A 16627-nucleotide genomic window follows, 5' to 3' on the forward strand; every position below is an offset into this window, starting at 1 on the left:
AAGGTACTTTCGAAGAGTCTGGGTGTAGACATGCCGACTGTGTCCCTCTCTCACTCTCACACTCTGCGATTGTTTCTGGTATTCGCAGCCGCCTGCATAAGTCTTCCGGCCGCATTTGCACAGACAGATTCATCGGGCGCAGATTCATCGGGCGCAGAACCGCCAATCGCTATCCCTCTGGCCGATTCGAGTCGAATTGCCTTCTCACCGTCGAATCAGACTCAGGGACTAACTTTTGAATCAGCACCGCTGACCCTTCCTGAATCCAGCACGTCCGGTGTCCAGTTTATTCCGCCGGGGCATGGCTACTGGATTGTCAGTACACATGATTTGTCGCAGTCATTCAGTCGTCGCTCCGGGTTCTGTCCAAAAGTCATCCGGTATGACGAATGCATTGGTTTTCGACATAGTTCATTAGATGAGCTTCTGGCTTCCCTGTCGCCGGGGCTGCCTGTCTCGGTTGCTGCACATGGAAGCTTTATGGATTGGCAGAGCGTCTATACGGAGTCCCGTTGCACCTGGAAATGGCTTCAGGCGGGACGTCCTGAACTACCGCTCCAGTTCATCTACTTCACGTGGCCCAGCTATCGGCCACTCGGACCAATTGTCCAGCTGGATATCAGCGTGCTTGGACGGAGAGCCTCTTTAAACGGTTTCTATCTGGCAGACCTGATACAGCGTTTGCCTCCGGAGTCTCCTGTTTCATTGATTGGACACAGCCACGGCACTCGTGTTGTGGCTTCGTCACTTCATTTGATGGGCGGTGGTGTTGTCGAAGGCTATTCGCATCCCTGTGTGAGTTGCCGAAACCGACGGATTCGCGTTGTATTTGCCGCCAGCGCGATCGACCATGACTGGCTGAATCCTGACGAACGATTTGGACGAGCGTTGTGCTGTGTCGAATGTTTGCTGAACCTTCGAAACAAGCATGACCTCGCGTTGAAGTTGTATCCGCTGCGAAAACCACCGTTTTCAAGCCGTTCACTGGGGCAGGCAGGGTTCACAGAGGATGACCGGGAAGAGCTTGGGTACCACGGACGAAAAGTGCGAGACCTTGATGTCTCACGCTACATCCGGGACAAACATCTCTGGCCGGAGTACTACCAGCGACCGTGGATCGCCTCCAGCATCAGCAACTATGTGTATTTCCCGGAGGCTATTCCTCAACCTGTCGTGTTTCAGACCGCTGCTTCAGGGACTGCCATCCTACGGTGATTCTTCCCGGCGGAAGGCACGCTTCCGGGGCAAAGCGAAACAGCCCGAGGATCTTCCCGGGCTGTTTGGTGATTTACTTATATGAAGTGATGCGCTGAATGGTCATTCAAGAATCGTCGAATCGATGAACGGGAACTGTTCCGAATTGTCGATGTAGTCCCGCATAACGCCCCCGGCGTAGAAATCCGGGTTTCGCTGAAATGTGCGACGGTTTTGAATGCTCGCAAAAAAGTACAGCTGGCCCTTGTAGAAGGCTCCATATTCGATTGAGCCTGCCTCTGCACGGTTTTTCATGTAGAGCGAAACCGGGTCGCAGCCATGAAGTCTTGGCAGGAATGCCTGGGGATCGTTCAGGAATCGGTCCCGTTCGAATTCGGAACGAAAAAAGTAGTCAACGTCTTCGAAGGTTCCAACGAATTGCTCGGTACCTTTTTCCCAGACCTTCTCCCCAATCAGTGCGACAGGTGAGAAGCCACCAAGGCCAACCATCTTGCCATCGTGTCGAACAATCAGACAGGAGCGGTTTGATTCGTCGTCAGCCTTAGAACCTGCAGACTTCTGAGGGTTCGAATGCCCGGCCAGATCGTTCAAGCGAGCGATGTAGGAATCCAGTGAGGTCACTCCCACATAGCGAGCCAGCTCACGACCATCATGAGATATGATCACTTCGGTTGGAAGAGACGCAACGCCAAAGCGGGAGACGAGGTCGCTGTGATGATCTGCATCCACGCGGACCCCCACAAATCGGTGCTTCAGCTGATCCTGCACTGCAGCCTTGTTCAGCACGGAAGACTCCATTTGTCGACACGGTCCACACCAGGAAGCCTCGAAGTGGACAATCAGCGGAACCTGCTGACGGATAGCGATTTTCTCTGCCTCTTCGAAAGAGAGCAGCCAGGTTCCGGGAAGCGCGGAATCCGGCATTCCCGATGATTGTTCGACTTGCTGGTCCGTTCGGTCAACGTTCGGGTCTGCAACGTTGTCCAGCAGGAGCCTGCTGGATGCCAGAAAAATGACCTGATGAAACGAAAATGCTGCCACGAATAGCATGCTGGTCATTGGCAATGCGTCCTTTCAATTGCTCACCCCGGCCATCCTGAAGTTGAATCGCCGCCACGGAGGAGCAGGGAACAGGGATTTCTGCCTTCCGATTGGATTCAGGATTGAGGCAGAATCGATGGTCACCGGGATATTCGGCAACCAGAACAGAGCCCAGACTGCCGGGCAGTCTGGGCGTCGATCATTAACTGTACTATGCGGAGAAATATCCCTTTGAGTCGAGGTAAGCAATCACCTCGTTCGCAAGTTCTTCAATCCCCTTACTGTCGGAATCGAGTACGAGCTCAGGCGCGTCCGGCGCTTCGTAGGGGGCATCAATGCCAGTGAACCCTTTGATCTCGCCCGCCCGTGCCTTCTTGTACAACCCTTTTGGATCACGAGCTTCGCATGTTTCCAGGCTTGCGTTCACGTAGATTTCAATGAACTCGCCTTCACCCATCACTGATCGAACCAGATCGCGATCGGCTTTGTAGGGAGAAATGAATGCTGTTGAGACAATGGTTGCAGCGTGGCAAAACAGCTTGGAGACCTCGCCGATACGACGAATATTTTCGGTGCGGTCTTCCGGCGAGAACCCAAGGTTCTTGTTGAGACCCATTCGGATGTTATCACCGTCAAGCACGAACGTGTGGATTCCCCGGGAGTGGAGAATCGCGTCTACTGCGTTTGCGACGGTACTTTTTCCACAACCGCTCAGCCCGGTGAACCACAGCACGGCACCTTTGTGACCGTTAAGTTTCTGACGTTCTTCCTTCGTCACCTGATGGTCGTGCCAAGTTACGTTCGTTGCCTTCTGTTCGGTCATTGCCTGAAAAACTCCCGGGTTCGTGCAGCAAAATTCGTTTTCGATTGCGGTTTGCCGTGTGATGGACGTCCTGCGTTACTGACGCCCCAAGGCGGCCCTACTGGCCTGAATGATAGAGGCGAACTGTTCGCAGGCAATGGATTGCGGGGCGGGTTCGGCGTTTCACCGAGACTGAGACAATCCCCGGTAACGACCAATTTGGCCTTTTTTCAATGATTTCGAGCCCATTGTGATATTGCAGCGAGCGGTCGCACCGCTCTTTGGCCATCAGCGGATGTCGGGGACCTGAACTGTCCCTGAACGCTGGTCGGTGACCGGTAGTTCCCGTTCTGAATCACATTCGGGTTCCCGATCCTGAGGCCTGCCTGGCCCTTGCATTTCGGATGGATCAAACCCGAAGGCCGCAACCTTCGCCGGGAGCAGGGGCTGCAGATCGCTAATCGATATACACAAATTCATTACTGTTCAGAAGAACCAGGCAAACCTCAGCCAGTCCTCGGGTGCGTGCGTCGCAATCCGCAAATTGGAGGTCTGCGACGAAGTGTCGGTTCGATTCCAGCAGTTCTGTAAAAGTGAACGGTTCGCCGTTCATTTCTTCAATGGCTTGACGAGTAATCTGAACGGGCGGATTGATTGCCGCATACGACAAAGATTCGTGTCGTCGTGTCATTTTGCGCCAATGGCTAAGGCATTCGTTCGACTCAAGAATATCCGGCCGCCGCCCAAACGCTGTAAGGAAGGCCTTTTCGAGAATTTGTCCATCGTCCAGCGTTGTGGGCTCATCTCGGCCGTCAGAACTCAGCAACTCAGCCGCCCAGGCGATGGCGCGGTTCTGCATGTCGCTGGAGTTCATCATCGCGAATGCCTGGGGAGTCACGGTCGACGTCTCCCGGCGCTCACACGATAAATCGGGCGATGGCTGGTTAAACACATCCATCGTCGGGTCCTTTAAACCACGAACTTTCATCGCATAAATGCTCCGGCGATGCCTCTGTTCCGGCCGAGCGGACGGTTGCCAGGCTGGCGCGTAGGTGCCCATGATCTGTCTTGGCTGTAAAGCTGCTTCCATGTTGATTTCCGGCCGAACCGGCACCCCGCCCATCCGGAGATTTAATTCACCACTCACGTGCAGTATCGAGTCCCTCATCTCTTCCGCCTCAAGCCGTCTTACCCGAAATACTGCAAGAGACGTGTTGTTCGGGTCAAGTTGCTGAACGCTCCGCGGGTCTGGATGGCTGGATGATCTCCGCCAGGTTTCGGACAGCAGTATGTGTCGATGGAGTGATTTGAATCGCATTTCGTCTTTGATGAATTGTTTGACAAGCCAGTCGAGCAACTCGGGATGAGTCGGATGCCGGCCGGTTTGTCCAAAGTTGTTTGGATTTCCGGCGATTCCCTGACCGAAATGCCATGCCCAAACTCGGTTGACAATCGACCGCATTGCCAGGACGTTCGATGGCGAAGCAATCCAGTCAGCCAGTGCAGCGCGTCGTCCATTCATGGTGTCGGGGATTGTGAAACCGACATTCCGTAGTCCGCCACGACTCGCTTCAACGGGCGTCAATGTCTGCTGGAGACAGCTTAGTACGCCCGGAGTGACGGCTTCTGTCGGTGCATCAAGGCTGCCTCCGATAAGGATATGAGTGACGGGCGGATCAGCGGGTGATCCCAGGTTTTCGGGGAGTGAAATCCGACTTGAAACCGACCTGAGGTCGATATTTTCTCCGCTGTAGACGGAAAATGCGATGGGTTGGTAACGATCCAGCTCCCACCGGTGGCGGACAAGATTCTTTCGACACACACGTTCGAAACCAAAGTCCTCCGTCGTTAATCCGAGGTGGCGTGGCGCTATTTGATCCGGCGGAATTGAATTCTTTTTGATCTCGCTGCGTGCCACGTACGGAAGTCCGCGTTCCGCATACCAGTCCCGTTCCGCCTGAACATTCTTTTGATGAATCGCTGCCAGGCTTGCTTCGTAGGATTTAATCTGTGTGCGCAGGGTGCTTCTGTCGAACGTAATATCTCCCGGATCCTCTACGGGCTGAAATTCAAGATCCCTGTCGGCGAACTGCGTTGAAGCGAAAACGGCCTGAATTGCGTAATAGTCGCGCGTCGGAATCGGGTCAAACTTGTGATCATGACAACGGCAGCATTGCAGGGGAGTTGAAAGGAAAGTCTGACCAACAATGTCTGTGACGTCGTCCAGAAACTGTTGTCGGGTCAGCCGAGCTACGCTCATCCCCGTTTGTTCCCAAGGCCCCATTCGCAGAAATCCCACGGCAATCAGTCCGTCGCTGGTCACCAGAGCCTGTTCATCCCCTGCAATCTGTTCTCGCACGAACTGGTCGTAAGGCGCATCCTTATTGAACGAACGAACCACGTAGTCGCGATATCTCCAGGCATTCGGGCGTTCAAAATCGTTGGCAAGTCCTGCAGTGTCGGCATACCTGGCCACGTCCAGCCAGTGCCGTGCCCAGTGTTCACCATATCTGGGATCATCCAGCAAACGGTCCACGACATCTGAAAATGCAGCGGAATCAGCGCGAGTGTCGCGCAGAAAAGCTTCAATCTCGTCAGGTGTTGGGGGCAGGCCGATCAGATCAAAAGTGACCCGTCGGATCAATGTTCTTCTGTCGGCCACTGGGGCGGGAGATAAACCGATATCCATCAGCTTTTGAGCAACAAAGGCATCGATTCCATTTGAGATCGTTGGGGGCACAGCGGAGTGCCCGGAAATCGTACTGGCTGGAGGTGAGGAGTCTGAGAGGGCTTGAAACGCCCAAAGGTGTTTTGGCTCGTATCGCCGGTTATTCCAGTCTGCAGTGAGGCCACCGCTGGTTTTCACAACGAGGCCGCTGCCCGATTCATGGCGAATTCGTTCGATTTCGTTGTCGCTTGGCCAGGGCGCACCCTGCTTGATCCAGCTTTCCAAAAGCTTCAACTCTTCCGCGGTGAGACGCTCGGATGCTTTCGGCGGCATCATGCGGTCCGGATCCGCCCCGGATGCCAGCTGAAATAGCAGACTGTCTGCCGAGTCTCCGGGAACCAACGCAATGGGGCCGGAGCTTCCTCCCTTCAATGCGCTCTCATGGCTGGTGAGATCCAGGTTGCCTTCTCGATCGGCTTCATCCGAGCCATGACACCCAAAACACCGACGCTGCAGGAGCGGCTGGATCTCCAGTGCAAACAGTGTTTCTGCACTCTGTATTTCTGCACTCTGTGTGACTTGCGCTCGGTTGCCATCCTGAGCATTCACGTCGGATAAAGCCGATAACATGAAGATCGCAACGACGACTGATGCGACGCAGCGGGCTTGTGTGCATTTCATCCGAGTGAGGCCAGTGCGTCGTTGTTCGAACGCACGCACGGTACCGTCGCTACCAGCAGACGACAGGTTGATTGCCGACATCTCGAGGTTCTTTCGCTCGGAGTGTTCTACGTCAGATATCCAACGATGTACTGAATTGCGAGAGTACAAAGTACTCCAATCACCATCCAGACCACAGAAGCAGCACTCAGCACCTTGCGATCACGCCATTTCAGAAGTTTGACCACGGTTGGTTCTGAGTAGACGGAAACCGGATTTCCGAGAAGCGAGGCTCGTAAGTCTTCCATCATCAGGCTCATTTTCGAATAACGATCCTTCGGTTCTTTCTGCAGAGCTTTGACACAAATGGCGTTCAATTCCGGAGAGATGCCATTCCTGGGTGCAACTTTGGCCGGCTCCCGGATGGGATCTTCGAGGATCTTGCGCTTGATTTCCTTGAAGTTCTTACCCGACATGTAGCTTTCGCCTGTCAGAACTTCAAAAAGGATAATCCCCATGTTGTAGATATCGGTCCGTTCGTCGACGTCTCCGGTTTCAGTGGCCTGTTCGGGCGACATGTAAAAAGGTGTTCCCTGAACGTCACCTTTGCCCGTCAATCGTCCCGCAATCCGCTGCTGTCCACTGCGGATGAGTTTGTCGACTTCGTCGTCATCGTCCATGTCCCAGACCTTGGCAAGCCCCCAGTCCAGAACCATCACTTCACCGTATTCACCAATCATGATGTTTGCGGGTTTCATGTCCCGGTGCACAACACCGCGCGAATGTGAGAACGAAAGGCATTGAGCAACATGGACCAGAACGTTAATCAACTGATCCCGGCTGAACTGGCTTTTCGTGGGTTCATGTCCTTCTGCGATGTGATCGAGGATGTCGCAGAGGTCCCGTCCTCCGAGCTTCTTCATCGTGAAGTACGGATTTCCTTCCGAATCCCGACTGAGTTCATAGACCGGGATGGTCGCCGGGTGCGGAATCTGCGAAGTCACGCGAGCTTCTCGAAGAAATCGCTTCTGGTACGTGTCCAGATTCTGGAACTGTGGCTGAAGTGTCTTCATAACCACGGTCCGACCAAGATTTTCATCAACGCAGGTCCGCAGAATCGCTTCACCTCCCTGTGTCAGCGGCTTAAAGTCTTTGTACCGCATAAAGCCGTTTTTCACGTGCTTCGGCAGGTCGCGGTCGGTGTCGGATAGGTTGATATTTGTATTCTCGGCCACTGCGGACCTCCTGTTCGAAATCAAGCGCCCTGCGACTCCCGCAAGGGGGTGGTTTGTATTCTGACGACGAACGTCGGACCGGATTCATACGCCAAAATGTTCGATTCCTCAACATTGACCGGTGTTGCGAATGGCAAACGTTTTGCAATTGATGTCTGGCGCAGGGGACTTTGACCGGCTGGCTGAGGAAATGGGGCGAACTGCCTGCTCAAATCTGTTGCCCCCTGTTGCCAGCGTGTTTGCAGCGTCCTATGCTAACCAGCTTCGGGTAAATCTGCATCAGCGTCGGGCTGAATCAGTGTTGCGATCGTCCAGACAGAACGATTAGTCAATCTGACGCAAAACTGAGGCCCAGGTCGGAGCGATTCTCTTCAGGGGTCCTTCACCTGGATCATCCCGGATGGACATTCACGGAATCTGGATTAACGTAATCCACCACAATTGATTCCGGACCTTTACGGATTCTTTATTTGTATCACTCTCATCCCCTGACGCTGTAGTCGCGTGTGGGAGATCGGGGTGAGAACTGAATGCAGTTGACTCTGCAAATGCAAGGAGTTCACGTGGACTTCCAGATCAGCAGATTATTGGTTCCTACTGTTCTAAGCATCGCTGCCGTCTCCGCCACGATGCTGTCTGCGCAATCCGAAGACCATGAAACACTGTTTCTGGAGGGACTCAGGGAACGTTCCTACTACGACACGGCCGTCGAATATTTGAACGAACTGGAAAAATCGTCACGCATCAGCCCGGAATTCAGGCAGACAATTGAACTGCAGCGAGGGATCACGCTGCAACAAATGGGTGCAGCTGCACGCGTACCCGAAGATCGCGAGCAACACCTTGGCCAGGCTGAAGCGGCCTTTCGAAAGTTCATTGCCGCCAACCCACAGCATGAAATGGCTGCTTTCGCAAACTCCAGCCTGGGGGAGTTACTTTTTGAACGCGCTCGGACTCTGATCTGGCAAACGGAGTCGCCGTCGAACGCCGACAGGAAAGCGGAATTACAGGGTGCCGCCAGAAAACTGATCGATGACGCAGAAGGCATTTATAAAAAGGCATTCGATCTTTATGAAAGTCAGTACAAATCCTTCCCAACCTTCATTGATGAAGCACGCGAGCCAGAGCAGTTTCAGGCGCGGAAGGATGCTGAGGCGAGATACCTGAGAGCATGGTTTCAGCTCAGTCGATGCACCTACGAACGAGGACAGACGTACGAGGCGGGGTCCAAAGAGCGAAATGAAACATTGATTCGGGCGTCTGAGCTCTTCGAGGAAATTCACACAAGTCGCCGGACAAATGTCATCGGGCAGAACGCGCGCCTGATGATGGGAAAGTGTTTCCAGGAACAGGGGGACATCGGTCGTGCGCTCGGCATCTACAACGAGATGAAAGACCATAGATCGGACCACCCTGCCGTACGCGACCTGAAAAGTATTGCTCTGCACTATCGACTCATCTGTCTCAATGATCCGCAAAAGTCAGATCACCAGGTCGTTTTGAAGGAAGCCAGCGAATGGCTTCAGGAGAACCGATCGAAGATCGCTACTCCAACGGGACTTGGAATTCTGTGGGAAAAGGCCCTGGCGGAAGAGAAGCTCGCCGAAGATCGAAGCGGTGACCCCAAGAACAGAGAGGTTCTGCTTCGTCAGGCGATGGAGGACGCTCAGTCAGTAGGACGGTACCCCGGGGCTTTCCGTGAGCCGGCCAACGCGTTAAGTCGACGGATCAAAGCCGCGCTGGGTGATAAAGATAAAGAGCCCCGCGACTTTGAGACAGCTTTCGAACGTGCTCGGGGAATGATCGACGAAATCGAACGTCTGAAGGGTGAGGCTGCAAATGCAACCGGCGCAGAACGTGAAACGAAACAGAATGCCCTCGACCTGCACATCAATGAAGTCGGCAGACTGCTCCGATTGGCTCTGGACCTCCGGGAAGACACGACTGATGCAAAAGCTGTAGCACAGGCACGATATCTTCTTTCTTTCGTCTACTTCCGACAGAGGAAGAATTTTGATGCGATCATCATGTCATCCTACTGCATGACAAAAGATGCCATCGCAGACCCGGATACCGCCTTGAATGCGACAGAAATTGCAATTTCGGCGGCGGTGCAGGCGTGGAACGACGCGCCGCCGAATGATCGTGATTTCGAGACCACTCTCATCCGGGATGTTTGCCTTGAAATTCTTAAGCTGTATCCCCAGTCGGCACGCGGAAATGAAGCTCGAATTCGCCTTGGGCTCGTTTATCAGCAGCTTGAAAATCCAATGGAGGCCGCGAAGTGGTTTCTTCAGGTGCCTCAGAATGATCCGAAGTACGCCTCGGCCCGCATTAGTGCCGGGCAGTCATTCTGGGCAGCGTACGCCAGACAGTCTGCTGAAGAAGAAACCAAGGATCCGCTGGATCGCAGGAATCCGGACGATCTGAAGAAGCTGCGCGAAGAAGCCATGGCATTACTGGCAGACGGAGTGAAAATCTCCAGAACTGCTGGCGGAGAGAATGTCAAACCTTCGGATGAGGTCGTGGCGGCTGAGGTGTCACTTGCCAGCATTCTGAATCTGGAAGGACGTTTCCAGGAGACCATTAAGCGCCTGACGGACGGTGGAGAGAATGCAGTCGTCTCACTGATTTCGGTGGCTGAAGGCACCACTCGCCCCGCGAAGGGAATCAAAAGCCAATCATTTGCCGGGCTGACATATCGTCTGCTTCTGCGCGCTTATGTCGGAACGCAGCAGATCGATCAGGCCATCGCCACAATGGCTTTGCTCGAAAAGACAGGCGGTCAGGACATCACCGCGGTGTACACGCAGCTTGGTCAGGAATTGCAGGAAGAATTGAAGCGACTGAAAGCGGCCAATGAAACGCAGCGTCTGAACGAAGTGAGATCGTCGTTTGAGAAGTTCCTGGAGAAAGTCTACGCACAGCGAAACCAGAGCGATTACAACTCTCTGCTATGGATCGGGGAGACCTATTTCGGGCTTGGCCAGGGTGTTTCTGAAGACGTCGCAGCGGCAGCCGCTTACTATGACAAGGCGGCCACTGCGTACAATGAAATTCTGACCGGAAACCTGACTCAGGAACCGACAACGACCGCGATCAATCTTCGATTGGCTCGGTGTCGGCGACAGCAACTCCAGTTTCAGGATGCTCTGGAAATCACGAAGACAATTCTTCTCCAGAATGATCTTGCCCTGGATGCCCAGTTCGAAGCAGCACGTATCCTTTCCGACTGGGGCGCCAATGGAGAACCTGCCAAACTGCTTGAGGCAATTCAGGGGGTCAAAAAGGATGGCTCAGACGATCTTCTGATTTGGGGCTGGTCGAATATCGCGCGTCGACTTCAACAAACACTGTCCCGAACTTCTGCAGATGATTCGAACGTTGATTTCAAAGATCGCTTCCTGGAGGCTCGTTGGGAAGTCTCCAACTGTCGTCGAAGGTACGCCGCATCGGGGGCCGCCGACGCACAGGAACAACTAAAGTCTGCTCTGGCTGAAATCACAATTTTTGTTGAGGTCTTTCGCGATATCGACAACAGCTGGTGGGCAAAATTCGACCGGCTCTACCAGGATATCCAGGCGGATCTGGGTGAGTTACCAAAGCCACTTGCGAGGCCGGTGACTGTGGCCCCCGTCGAACCTGATCCCGTACCAACCCCGCAGGATTCGCCTTCGAACTCAACAACCGCCAAAACAGATGCCGCGACGGCGGATGCAGGCGGCAGTGGAATCCTCCTCCCCTTGATTGGAGTCTGTCTTGCGGCTGGTCTGGCAGCAGCGTTCTACTTCTTACTCAATAAGCCGAAGAAGAGAGTTCGCACCACATTCTCCAGCCCCGGAAACAATGCCTTTCCAACCATTGGTGGTGGCGACGGTGGGATACCTGACCTGAGTAACCTTTCGAGCGGTGGTACAAAATCCCCCCGTGCGAAGACGTCAGAAAAGGCAGCGGCTCCCCGCCCTAAACAAACACCATCCGTGCCGAAACCTTCGTCAGCGTCCAGTGAAAATTCGCCAGTTGCGGGAGCTAAGCCCGTGCGTCGCCCCCCGACCACAAGTGGACAGGTCTCGTCCGGTGTGCCGTCGGCTCAACCGAAAGCCGCGCAGAAACCGGCAGAGCCCCGTAACCCGTCGTCGGGCGCGAAGCGACCGGTTGAAAAAGCTTCACCCCGCCCCGCCGCAGAAAAACCGGCCCCTCCGGGCCGACCAGCGCCGGGGCAGCCTACCGCACAGCCCGCTAAGAAAAGGCCGAATCCGCCCGACGTTAGTCCACCTGCGACGAACGGAGGAAATGCCCCTCGACCAAAGCCATCGGGGCAACCACCTGCGAAACGCCCACCGTCTTCGTCTGCGTCAGAAGGCAAGCCTTCTCCGTCACCAGGAACTCGACCAAAGCCGCCCGCAGCGAACGAAACGAAGCCTGCCAGGCGTCCCAAGCCGCCCGAGCAATAATGCTTGCCGAAGTAGAATGAAATCCTCGAATCCGTGTGCGGGATTTGCCAATAGAAGGTTTGTTGCTTATGAAATCTCTGAGAACTTTCACGATGACAGAGCTGTGCCACACTTCCGGAGAACCGCGGTCGGTATCTCACGCAGGGATACTTCTTGCGGTGTTGTGCTTTCTTGCTGTCGCGTCTGAAGCACGGGCCGATCAGGTGACGCGTAAGAGTGATGGAGCGACACTTCGCGGCGAGTTCACCGATATGACCGTGGAGTCTGTTTCCATCAAGCTCTCGAACGGGAAGCTTGAATCTGTGCCGGTCTCAGACATCAGGAACGTCCGGTTCGATGCAGAGCCGGCATTGATGTCTCAGGCTCAGGTCAACGAACGCAGCGGGGCACTGGATGTCGCGTTGGAAAAGTATCAACAAGTACAGAGCGAACTTGGGGGTGGTGACAAACGGGTGTCGGCCGAAGTCCAGTTTCTGATCGCTCGAACACTGGTCAAGCTTTCGGAAGCAGATCCTGCAAAGCAGCCCGAGGCTTTGAAGTCTATTCAGGAATTCCGAACGGGATTTCCAACGAATTTCCGCTTCCTCGAAGCCTGCCTTCTGGAAGCGGAAAGTTCTTCGAGAGCCGGCGATACAGCAAATGCGCAAACTCTGCTCCAGCAGGTTCAAGCTTCTTCTGTGAAAGGGTTTCAACTGCAGGCTGGTGTGCAGCTCGGGCGTTTGCTGCTTTCGTCAGGGGACGTCAATGGTGCCTCAATCGCATTCGATCAGGTCGTTCAGCAAAGCACTGGCGACACTTCTGCGACCACAGCGATGTTTGACGGGATGCTTGGGAAGGCAATGTGTCAACTTCAGCAGGGAGAGGTGGATCAGGCCATTTCCGCCCTGGATGATGTGATTTTCAAGGCTGGCGATGCAGATACGCGCGTCCTTGCTGAAGCATGGAATAAAAAGGGGGATTGCCTCCGCCAGAAGAATTCGCCGAAGGGAGCCATGATGGCCTATCTCCACGTGGATGTCCTTTACGCCTCAGAACCAGCCGAACATGCTCAGGCATTGTACCGATTGTCACAGCTGTGGGGGCCTGCAGGGCACGCTGATCGGGCTGATGACGCCGCCGGGCGTCTGCTCGAAAAATACCCGAACAGTACCTGGGCGAAACAGATGCGGGCGGGCAACTAGACGCCGGATGGCCCGTTATATCCTCGCTCACCGGTAAGCTGCACAAGTTTCCGAGGCTCGGGGGTTTCGGGCAGTTAAATGAGGTGACGGATGATCAAACAGGTATTAAAGTTACCCGCCTGTTGCCAGTAGAAGAACAGACTCATACGGAAAGGGAGGGCAATCTATGCCAGGGTTGTCCGTCCGGTATAAACTCAAAAGCCTGTTGGGTGCGACCCTGCACGGAGATTGATCACAATGCGGAACATGACCTCGGCTGACCTCCAGAGCACGCTAAACTTGAGCGCGACCCGAACCAAATGGGCGGCTTTCCTGATGTTCGCTCTGATGGTGCTTACCATTCCCTCCACTATGTCTTCGGCTCGTGCTCAGGATGATGGCGCACCAGCGGAAACGGCAGCTCCGGCTGCTGACAACGCCCCGGCCACGACAGATGGAGCAACCCCGGAGCCGAAAAGCATCAGTTTTCTGCAGTCGATGATCAGTGCCCTGGGTTGGTTCTGGCTGATGGTGTTCGCGTTACTGTCCTTCGTGATGGTGGCCCTGATCATGATGAACATGCTGCAGGTGCGACGCGATGTCTTGCTGCCAAACGAGTTCGTTGAGGAATTTGAACAGAAACTCAACGCGAAAGATTTCCAGAATGCCTACGAAATGGCCCGCAGTGACGATTCCTTCGTCGCGCGAGTTCTTGCTGCGGGAATGGGGCGGCTTAGTCGCGGCTATGCCGAAGCCGTTGAAGGGATGCAGGAAGCGGGCGAGGATGAAAACATGGCACTGGAGCATCGCCTGAGCTATCTGGCCTTGATTGGTACAGTGGCGCCCATGCTTGGACTGATGGGGACGGTTCAGGGGATGATCGCGAGCTTCAATAAGATTGCGGCATCTGCAGTGTCTCCAAAGCCATCGGAACTCGCTGAGGGCATTTCAACCGCACTCTTTACAACCCTCATCGGACTTGGGATCGCCATCCCCGCGATGGTGTTTTACAGCATTCTGAAGAATCGAATTCAACGCCTCGTCCTCGAAATCGGTATGGTGAGCGAAGGACTCATGAGCCGATTTGCCGTGGCAGGTAAGCAAAAGAGCTAGCTGTCCGTTGAAAAATCGGGCAGGCACGCTGGACGGCTGTAAACCGTCATATTGTAAGGTCTCCTGCTCAGGCTGCTCCCGTTTTTCAACAGGCCTTTATGCCTCCTGTTTCACGTGAAATCGATGTTCGATTGATTCCAAGCTCCGGGTTTCGCAAATGAAGATCAAAAGCCAGCCATCGACGGTTCCCGAAGTCGATATGACTCCGATGATCGACATTGTCTTTCAGTTGATTGCCTTCTTCATGGTGATCAGCAATTTCGAGCAGGACAAGGCCGACGAGCGGGTGTCTCTTCCCAAGGATCAGCTTGCGAAACCCCCGGTTTCCAAACGCGAAAGCGCTTTCACACTGAATTTCGGGTTTGATCGTGACGTACAGGGGAACATCGTCGATCAAACTGCCTACATCTTTGACGGCGATCAGAAGTTCACGATCGATACGGTGAGGAATCGCCTTCGACAGGAGGCTCGTTTCTACGAGGCAATTGGAAAAGAAAAAAGCGATGTGACTGTCGAGATTCGGGCGGACAAAGATGTGAAATCGGGAGAAGTCCAGGAACTCATTCAAATGTGTCAGGAAGACGACATCCAGTTTGAACGATTTGCGCTAAAGGCTACGCAGAAGGTTGACGGATTCTGACGGTGATTCTGCCAAATTCCGTATCGACGCAAAGGCTCTGACCTGCGAGTGTAACCAATCATGAAGATTCGAAACCGAACTGGTGAGACGAAAATCGAAGCGCAAATGGCACCCATGATTGATGTGGTGTTTCAGCTTTTGATTTTCTTCATGCTGACGTTGAAAATTATTGAACCAGAGGGTGACTTCGACATCAATATGCCGATTGGAAAGCCGGCAAGCAGTTCCAGCAGCGCCGACCTGCAACCCTTCAAGGTCAGGATGGAAGCGGATCCCGATACCGGAGAATTGCAGCAACTCTACTTCAATGGTAACCCACTGGGGAAAGGTGAAGGCGCATTTCAACTGTTGAATGCAGAAGTATTTCGCAGCATCAGAGCTCTGGAAGCTGCGGGTTCTTCAAAGATTGCGGAAGACCAGGAAGTTGAAATCGACCCCGCATACGGGCTTCACTACGAGAACGTGATTGCAGCAATCAGCGCATGCTCCGGGCGAATGGACAACGGAAAGATGGTGCGTTTCATCAGCAAAATCAAATTTGCCCCGATTCGAGACAAGCCGTGATGGTCAGCCCGGACGCGGTCATACTGCTATGCAGTGACCTGATGATGACATCCCGGTTGAGTGCCATTGCCGATCGGCATGGGCTGAAATTTTGTCGCGTTTCATCCGTTGATGAACTTTCTCCTGCGGCCGCACAATATCCAGAAGCGATTGTCGTCTGGGACTTTGGGATGTCTTCGATCAGCCCTGATGAGGTGGCCGCCGTCCTCAACGACGAACAGCGATCGCGAGCCATTGCGTATGGCCCGCACGTGCGTACGCAGCGAATGGAAGCGGCTTCTCTGGCTGGAATCGGGCTGGTTATCGCCCGGGGAAGATTTGATCAGCATGCAGAATCGCTGATTCATGAACGTTTGACTACAGGATCAGATGCCGACTCGCCGGAAATTATCTGACAGTTTCAGGAATTGCTTGTTTAGGAGATGGCAGGATTTCAGAATCGAGGGAGGCGGCACCTGACACGCGAATAGTCACTCTCTCTCCGGACGCAATTGTGCCTTCACATCGTAAAAGAAGCTCATCCAAACGGCACTCGCCTTACAAGTGTCAATTCTGTGATGAGTACCTGAAGCCGGCAGCGGAAGAGTCGATTGACAGAATCGTCAGCTTGTTTCTGGTACGAACGTTTGTCTGTCCCCACTGTTTCACACGGTATCAGCGTCCCATCGCGTTTCTTGGTCGACTGCCTTTTGTCACGCGGCTGTTTTCTATTCGCAGCGCCAACAGCGACAGAAATTCGCTGGTAGAGAAGCACCGGGCCGATCGATCCAACGGCTCTCGGCCGCTGCTTTCCCGGATGGGAAAGAAGATGGAATCCATCGAGAAGGCATTCTGGAATGCCATAGCGTCTTTCCTTTCAACGCCCGCTTCCTACCTCAAAAAACGTTTCCGTAAAGAGCAACCAAAGGGACGGTCTTCGAGCAGTTACCGAGAGTCTTACGCTCGGGAGAGCCGCTTCGTGCGAATAATTCGGTGGCTGGCCGGCCGAAAATAGACGATTGGCCGCGGTTACAGTTTGCGATGCCGAAGGAGAGATATCTCCTTTTCAAATCGGCAGTCGCGATTTTCAATTGCT

General features: G+C 54.0%; 11 protein-coding genes. 7 read left to right on the forward strand and 4 right to left on the reverse strand.

All coding sequences use genetic code 11. The annotated features are described in order from the left end of the window. Positions 1-30: 30 nt before the first annotated feature. Positions 31-1215 (forward strand): hypothetical protein, encoded by a 1185-nt coding sequence (locus R3C20_16550; protein ID MEZ6042115.1) that lies wholly within the window; start codon positions 31-33, stop codon positions 1213-1215. Positions 1216-1317: 102 nt separating this feature from the next. Here R3C20_16550 and R3C20_16555 read toward each other — a convergent pair whose 3' ends face one another. The 4 genes from R3C20_16555 to R3C20_16570 all read right to left on the reverse strand — a co-directional run bounded on the left by R3C20_16555 (position 1318) and on the right by R3C20_16570 (position 7621). Beyond that, positions 1318-2274 carry a thioredoxin domain-containing protein gene (locus tag R3C20_16555; GenBank protein MEZ6042116.1) on the reverse strand — a complete coding sequence of 319 codons (957 nt, stop codon included), beginning with the start codon at positions 2272-2274 and terminating at the stop codon, positions 1318-1320. Between the two features lie 193 nt (positions 2275-2467). After that, the gene (gene cysC / locus R3C20_16560) at positions 2468-3079 is read right to left on the reverse strand and encodes an adenylyl-sulfate kinase (GenBank protein ID MEZ6042117.1); all 612 of its coding nucleotides are present in this window, start codon (positions 3077-3079) and stop codon (positions 2468-2470) included. 436 nt (positions 3080-3515) lie between these two features. Continuing rightward, the gene (locus tag R3C20_16565) at positions 3516-6488 is read right to left on the reverse strand and encodes a PSD1 and planctomycete cytochrome C domain-containing protein (protein MEZ6042118.1); all 2973 of its coding nucleotides are present in this window, start codon (positions 6486-6488) and stop codon (positions 3516-3518) included. 26 nt (positions 6489-6514) lie between these two features. After that, positions 6515-7621 (reverse strand): serine/threonine-protein kinase, encoded by a 1107-nt coding sequence (locus tag R3C20_16570; protein MEZ6042119.1) that lies wholly within the window; start codon positions 7619-7621, stop codon positions 6515-6517. 629 nt (positions 7622-8250) lie between these two features. On the opposite strand from R3C20_16570, the gene R3C20_16575 reads away from it, so the two are divergent. From R3C20_16575 to R3C20_16600, 6 genes are all read left to right on the forward strand, one after another. Next, on the forward strand, positions 8251-12075 hold the full coding sequence (locus tag R3C20_16575) for a hypothetical protein (protein ID MEZ6042120.1): 3825 nt from the start codon (positions 8251-8253) through the stop codon (positions 12073-12075). A gap of 68 nt (positions 12076-12143) precedes the next feature. After that, complete coding sequence (locus tag R3C20_16580) at positions 12144-13256, forward strand: tetratricopeptide repeat protein (protein MEZ6042121.1); 1113 nt, start codon at positions 12144-12146, stop codon at positions 13254-13256. A gap of 279 nt (positions 13257-13535) precedes the next feature. Further along, positions 13536-14348 (forward strand): MotA/TolQ/ExbB proton channel family protein, encoded by an 813-nt coding sequence (locus R3C20_16585; GenBank protein MEZ6042122.1) that lies wholly within the window; start codon positions 13536-13538, stop codon positions 14346-14348. A gap of 157 nt (positions 14349-14505) precedes the next feature. After that, positions 14506-14988 (forward strand): biopolymer transporter ExbD, encoded by a 483-nt coding sequence (locus R3C20_16590; GenBank protein ID MEZ6042123.1) that lies wholly within the window; start codon positions 14506-14508, stop codon positions 14986-14988. Positions 14989-15048: 60 nt separating this feature from the next. Next, a complete protein-coding gene (locus R3C20_16595) occupies positions 15049-15552 on the forward strand; it encodes a biopolymer transporter ExbD (GenBank protein ID MEZ6042124.1) in 504 nt (167 codons plus the stop codon). Beyond that, on the forward strand, positions 15549-15947 hold the full coding sequence (locus tag R3C20_16600; GenBank protein ID MEZ6042125.1) for a hypothetical protein: 399 nt from the start codon (positions 15549-15551) through the stop codon (positions 15945-15947). The genes R3C20_16595 and R3C20_16600 overlap by 4 nt, the downstream gene beginning before the upstream one ends. Positions 15948-16627 lie beyond the last annotated feature (680 nt).

The sequence above is a fragment of the Planctomycetaceae bacterium genome, from assembly GCA_041398825.1.
Taxonomy (GTDB): domain Bacteria; phylum Planctomycetota; class Planctomycetia; order Planctomycetales; family Planctomycetaceae; genus F1-80-MAGs062.

Bases quoted from the DNA above. Each gene is read 5' to 3' on its own strand.
- R3C20_16555 (MEZ6042116.1), bottom strand. From the start codon at position 2,274: ATGACCAGCATGCTATTCGTGGCAGCATTTTCGTTTCATCAGGTCATT.
- R3C20_16575 (MEZ6042120.1), top strand. From the start codon at position 8,251: ATGCTGTCTGCGCAATCCGAAGACCATGAAACACTGTTTCTGGAGGGA.
- R3C20_16550 (MEZ6042115.1), top strand. From the start codon at position 31: ATGCCGACTGTGTCCCTCTCTCACTCTCACACTCTGCGATTGTTTCTG.
- R3C20_16580 (MEZ6042121.1), top strand. From the start codon at position 12,144: ATGAAATCTCTGAGAACTTTCACGATGACAGAGCTGTGCCACACTTCC.
- cysC (MEZ6042117.1), bottom strand. From the start codon at position 3,079: ATGACCGAACAGAAGGCAACGAACGTAACTTGGCACGACCATCAGGTG.
- R3C20_16595 (MEZ6042124.1), top strand. From the start codon at position 15,049: ATGAAGATTCGAAACCGAACTGGTGAGACGAAAATCGAAGCGCAAATG.
- R3C20_16590 (MEZ6042123.1), top strand. From the start codon at position 14,506: ATGAAGATCAAAAGCCAGCCATCGACGGTTCCCGAAGTCGATATGACT.
- R3C20_16565 (MEZ6042118.1), bottom strand. From the start codon at position 6,488: ATGTCGGCAATCAACCTGTCGTCTGCTGGTAGCGACGGTACCGTGCGT.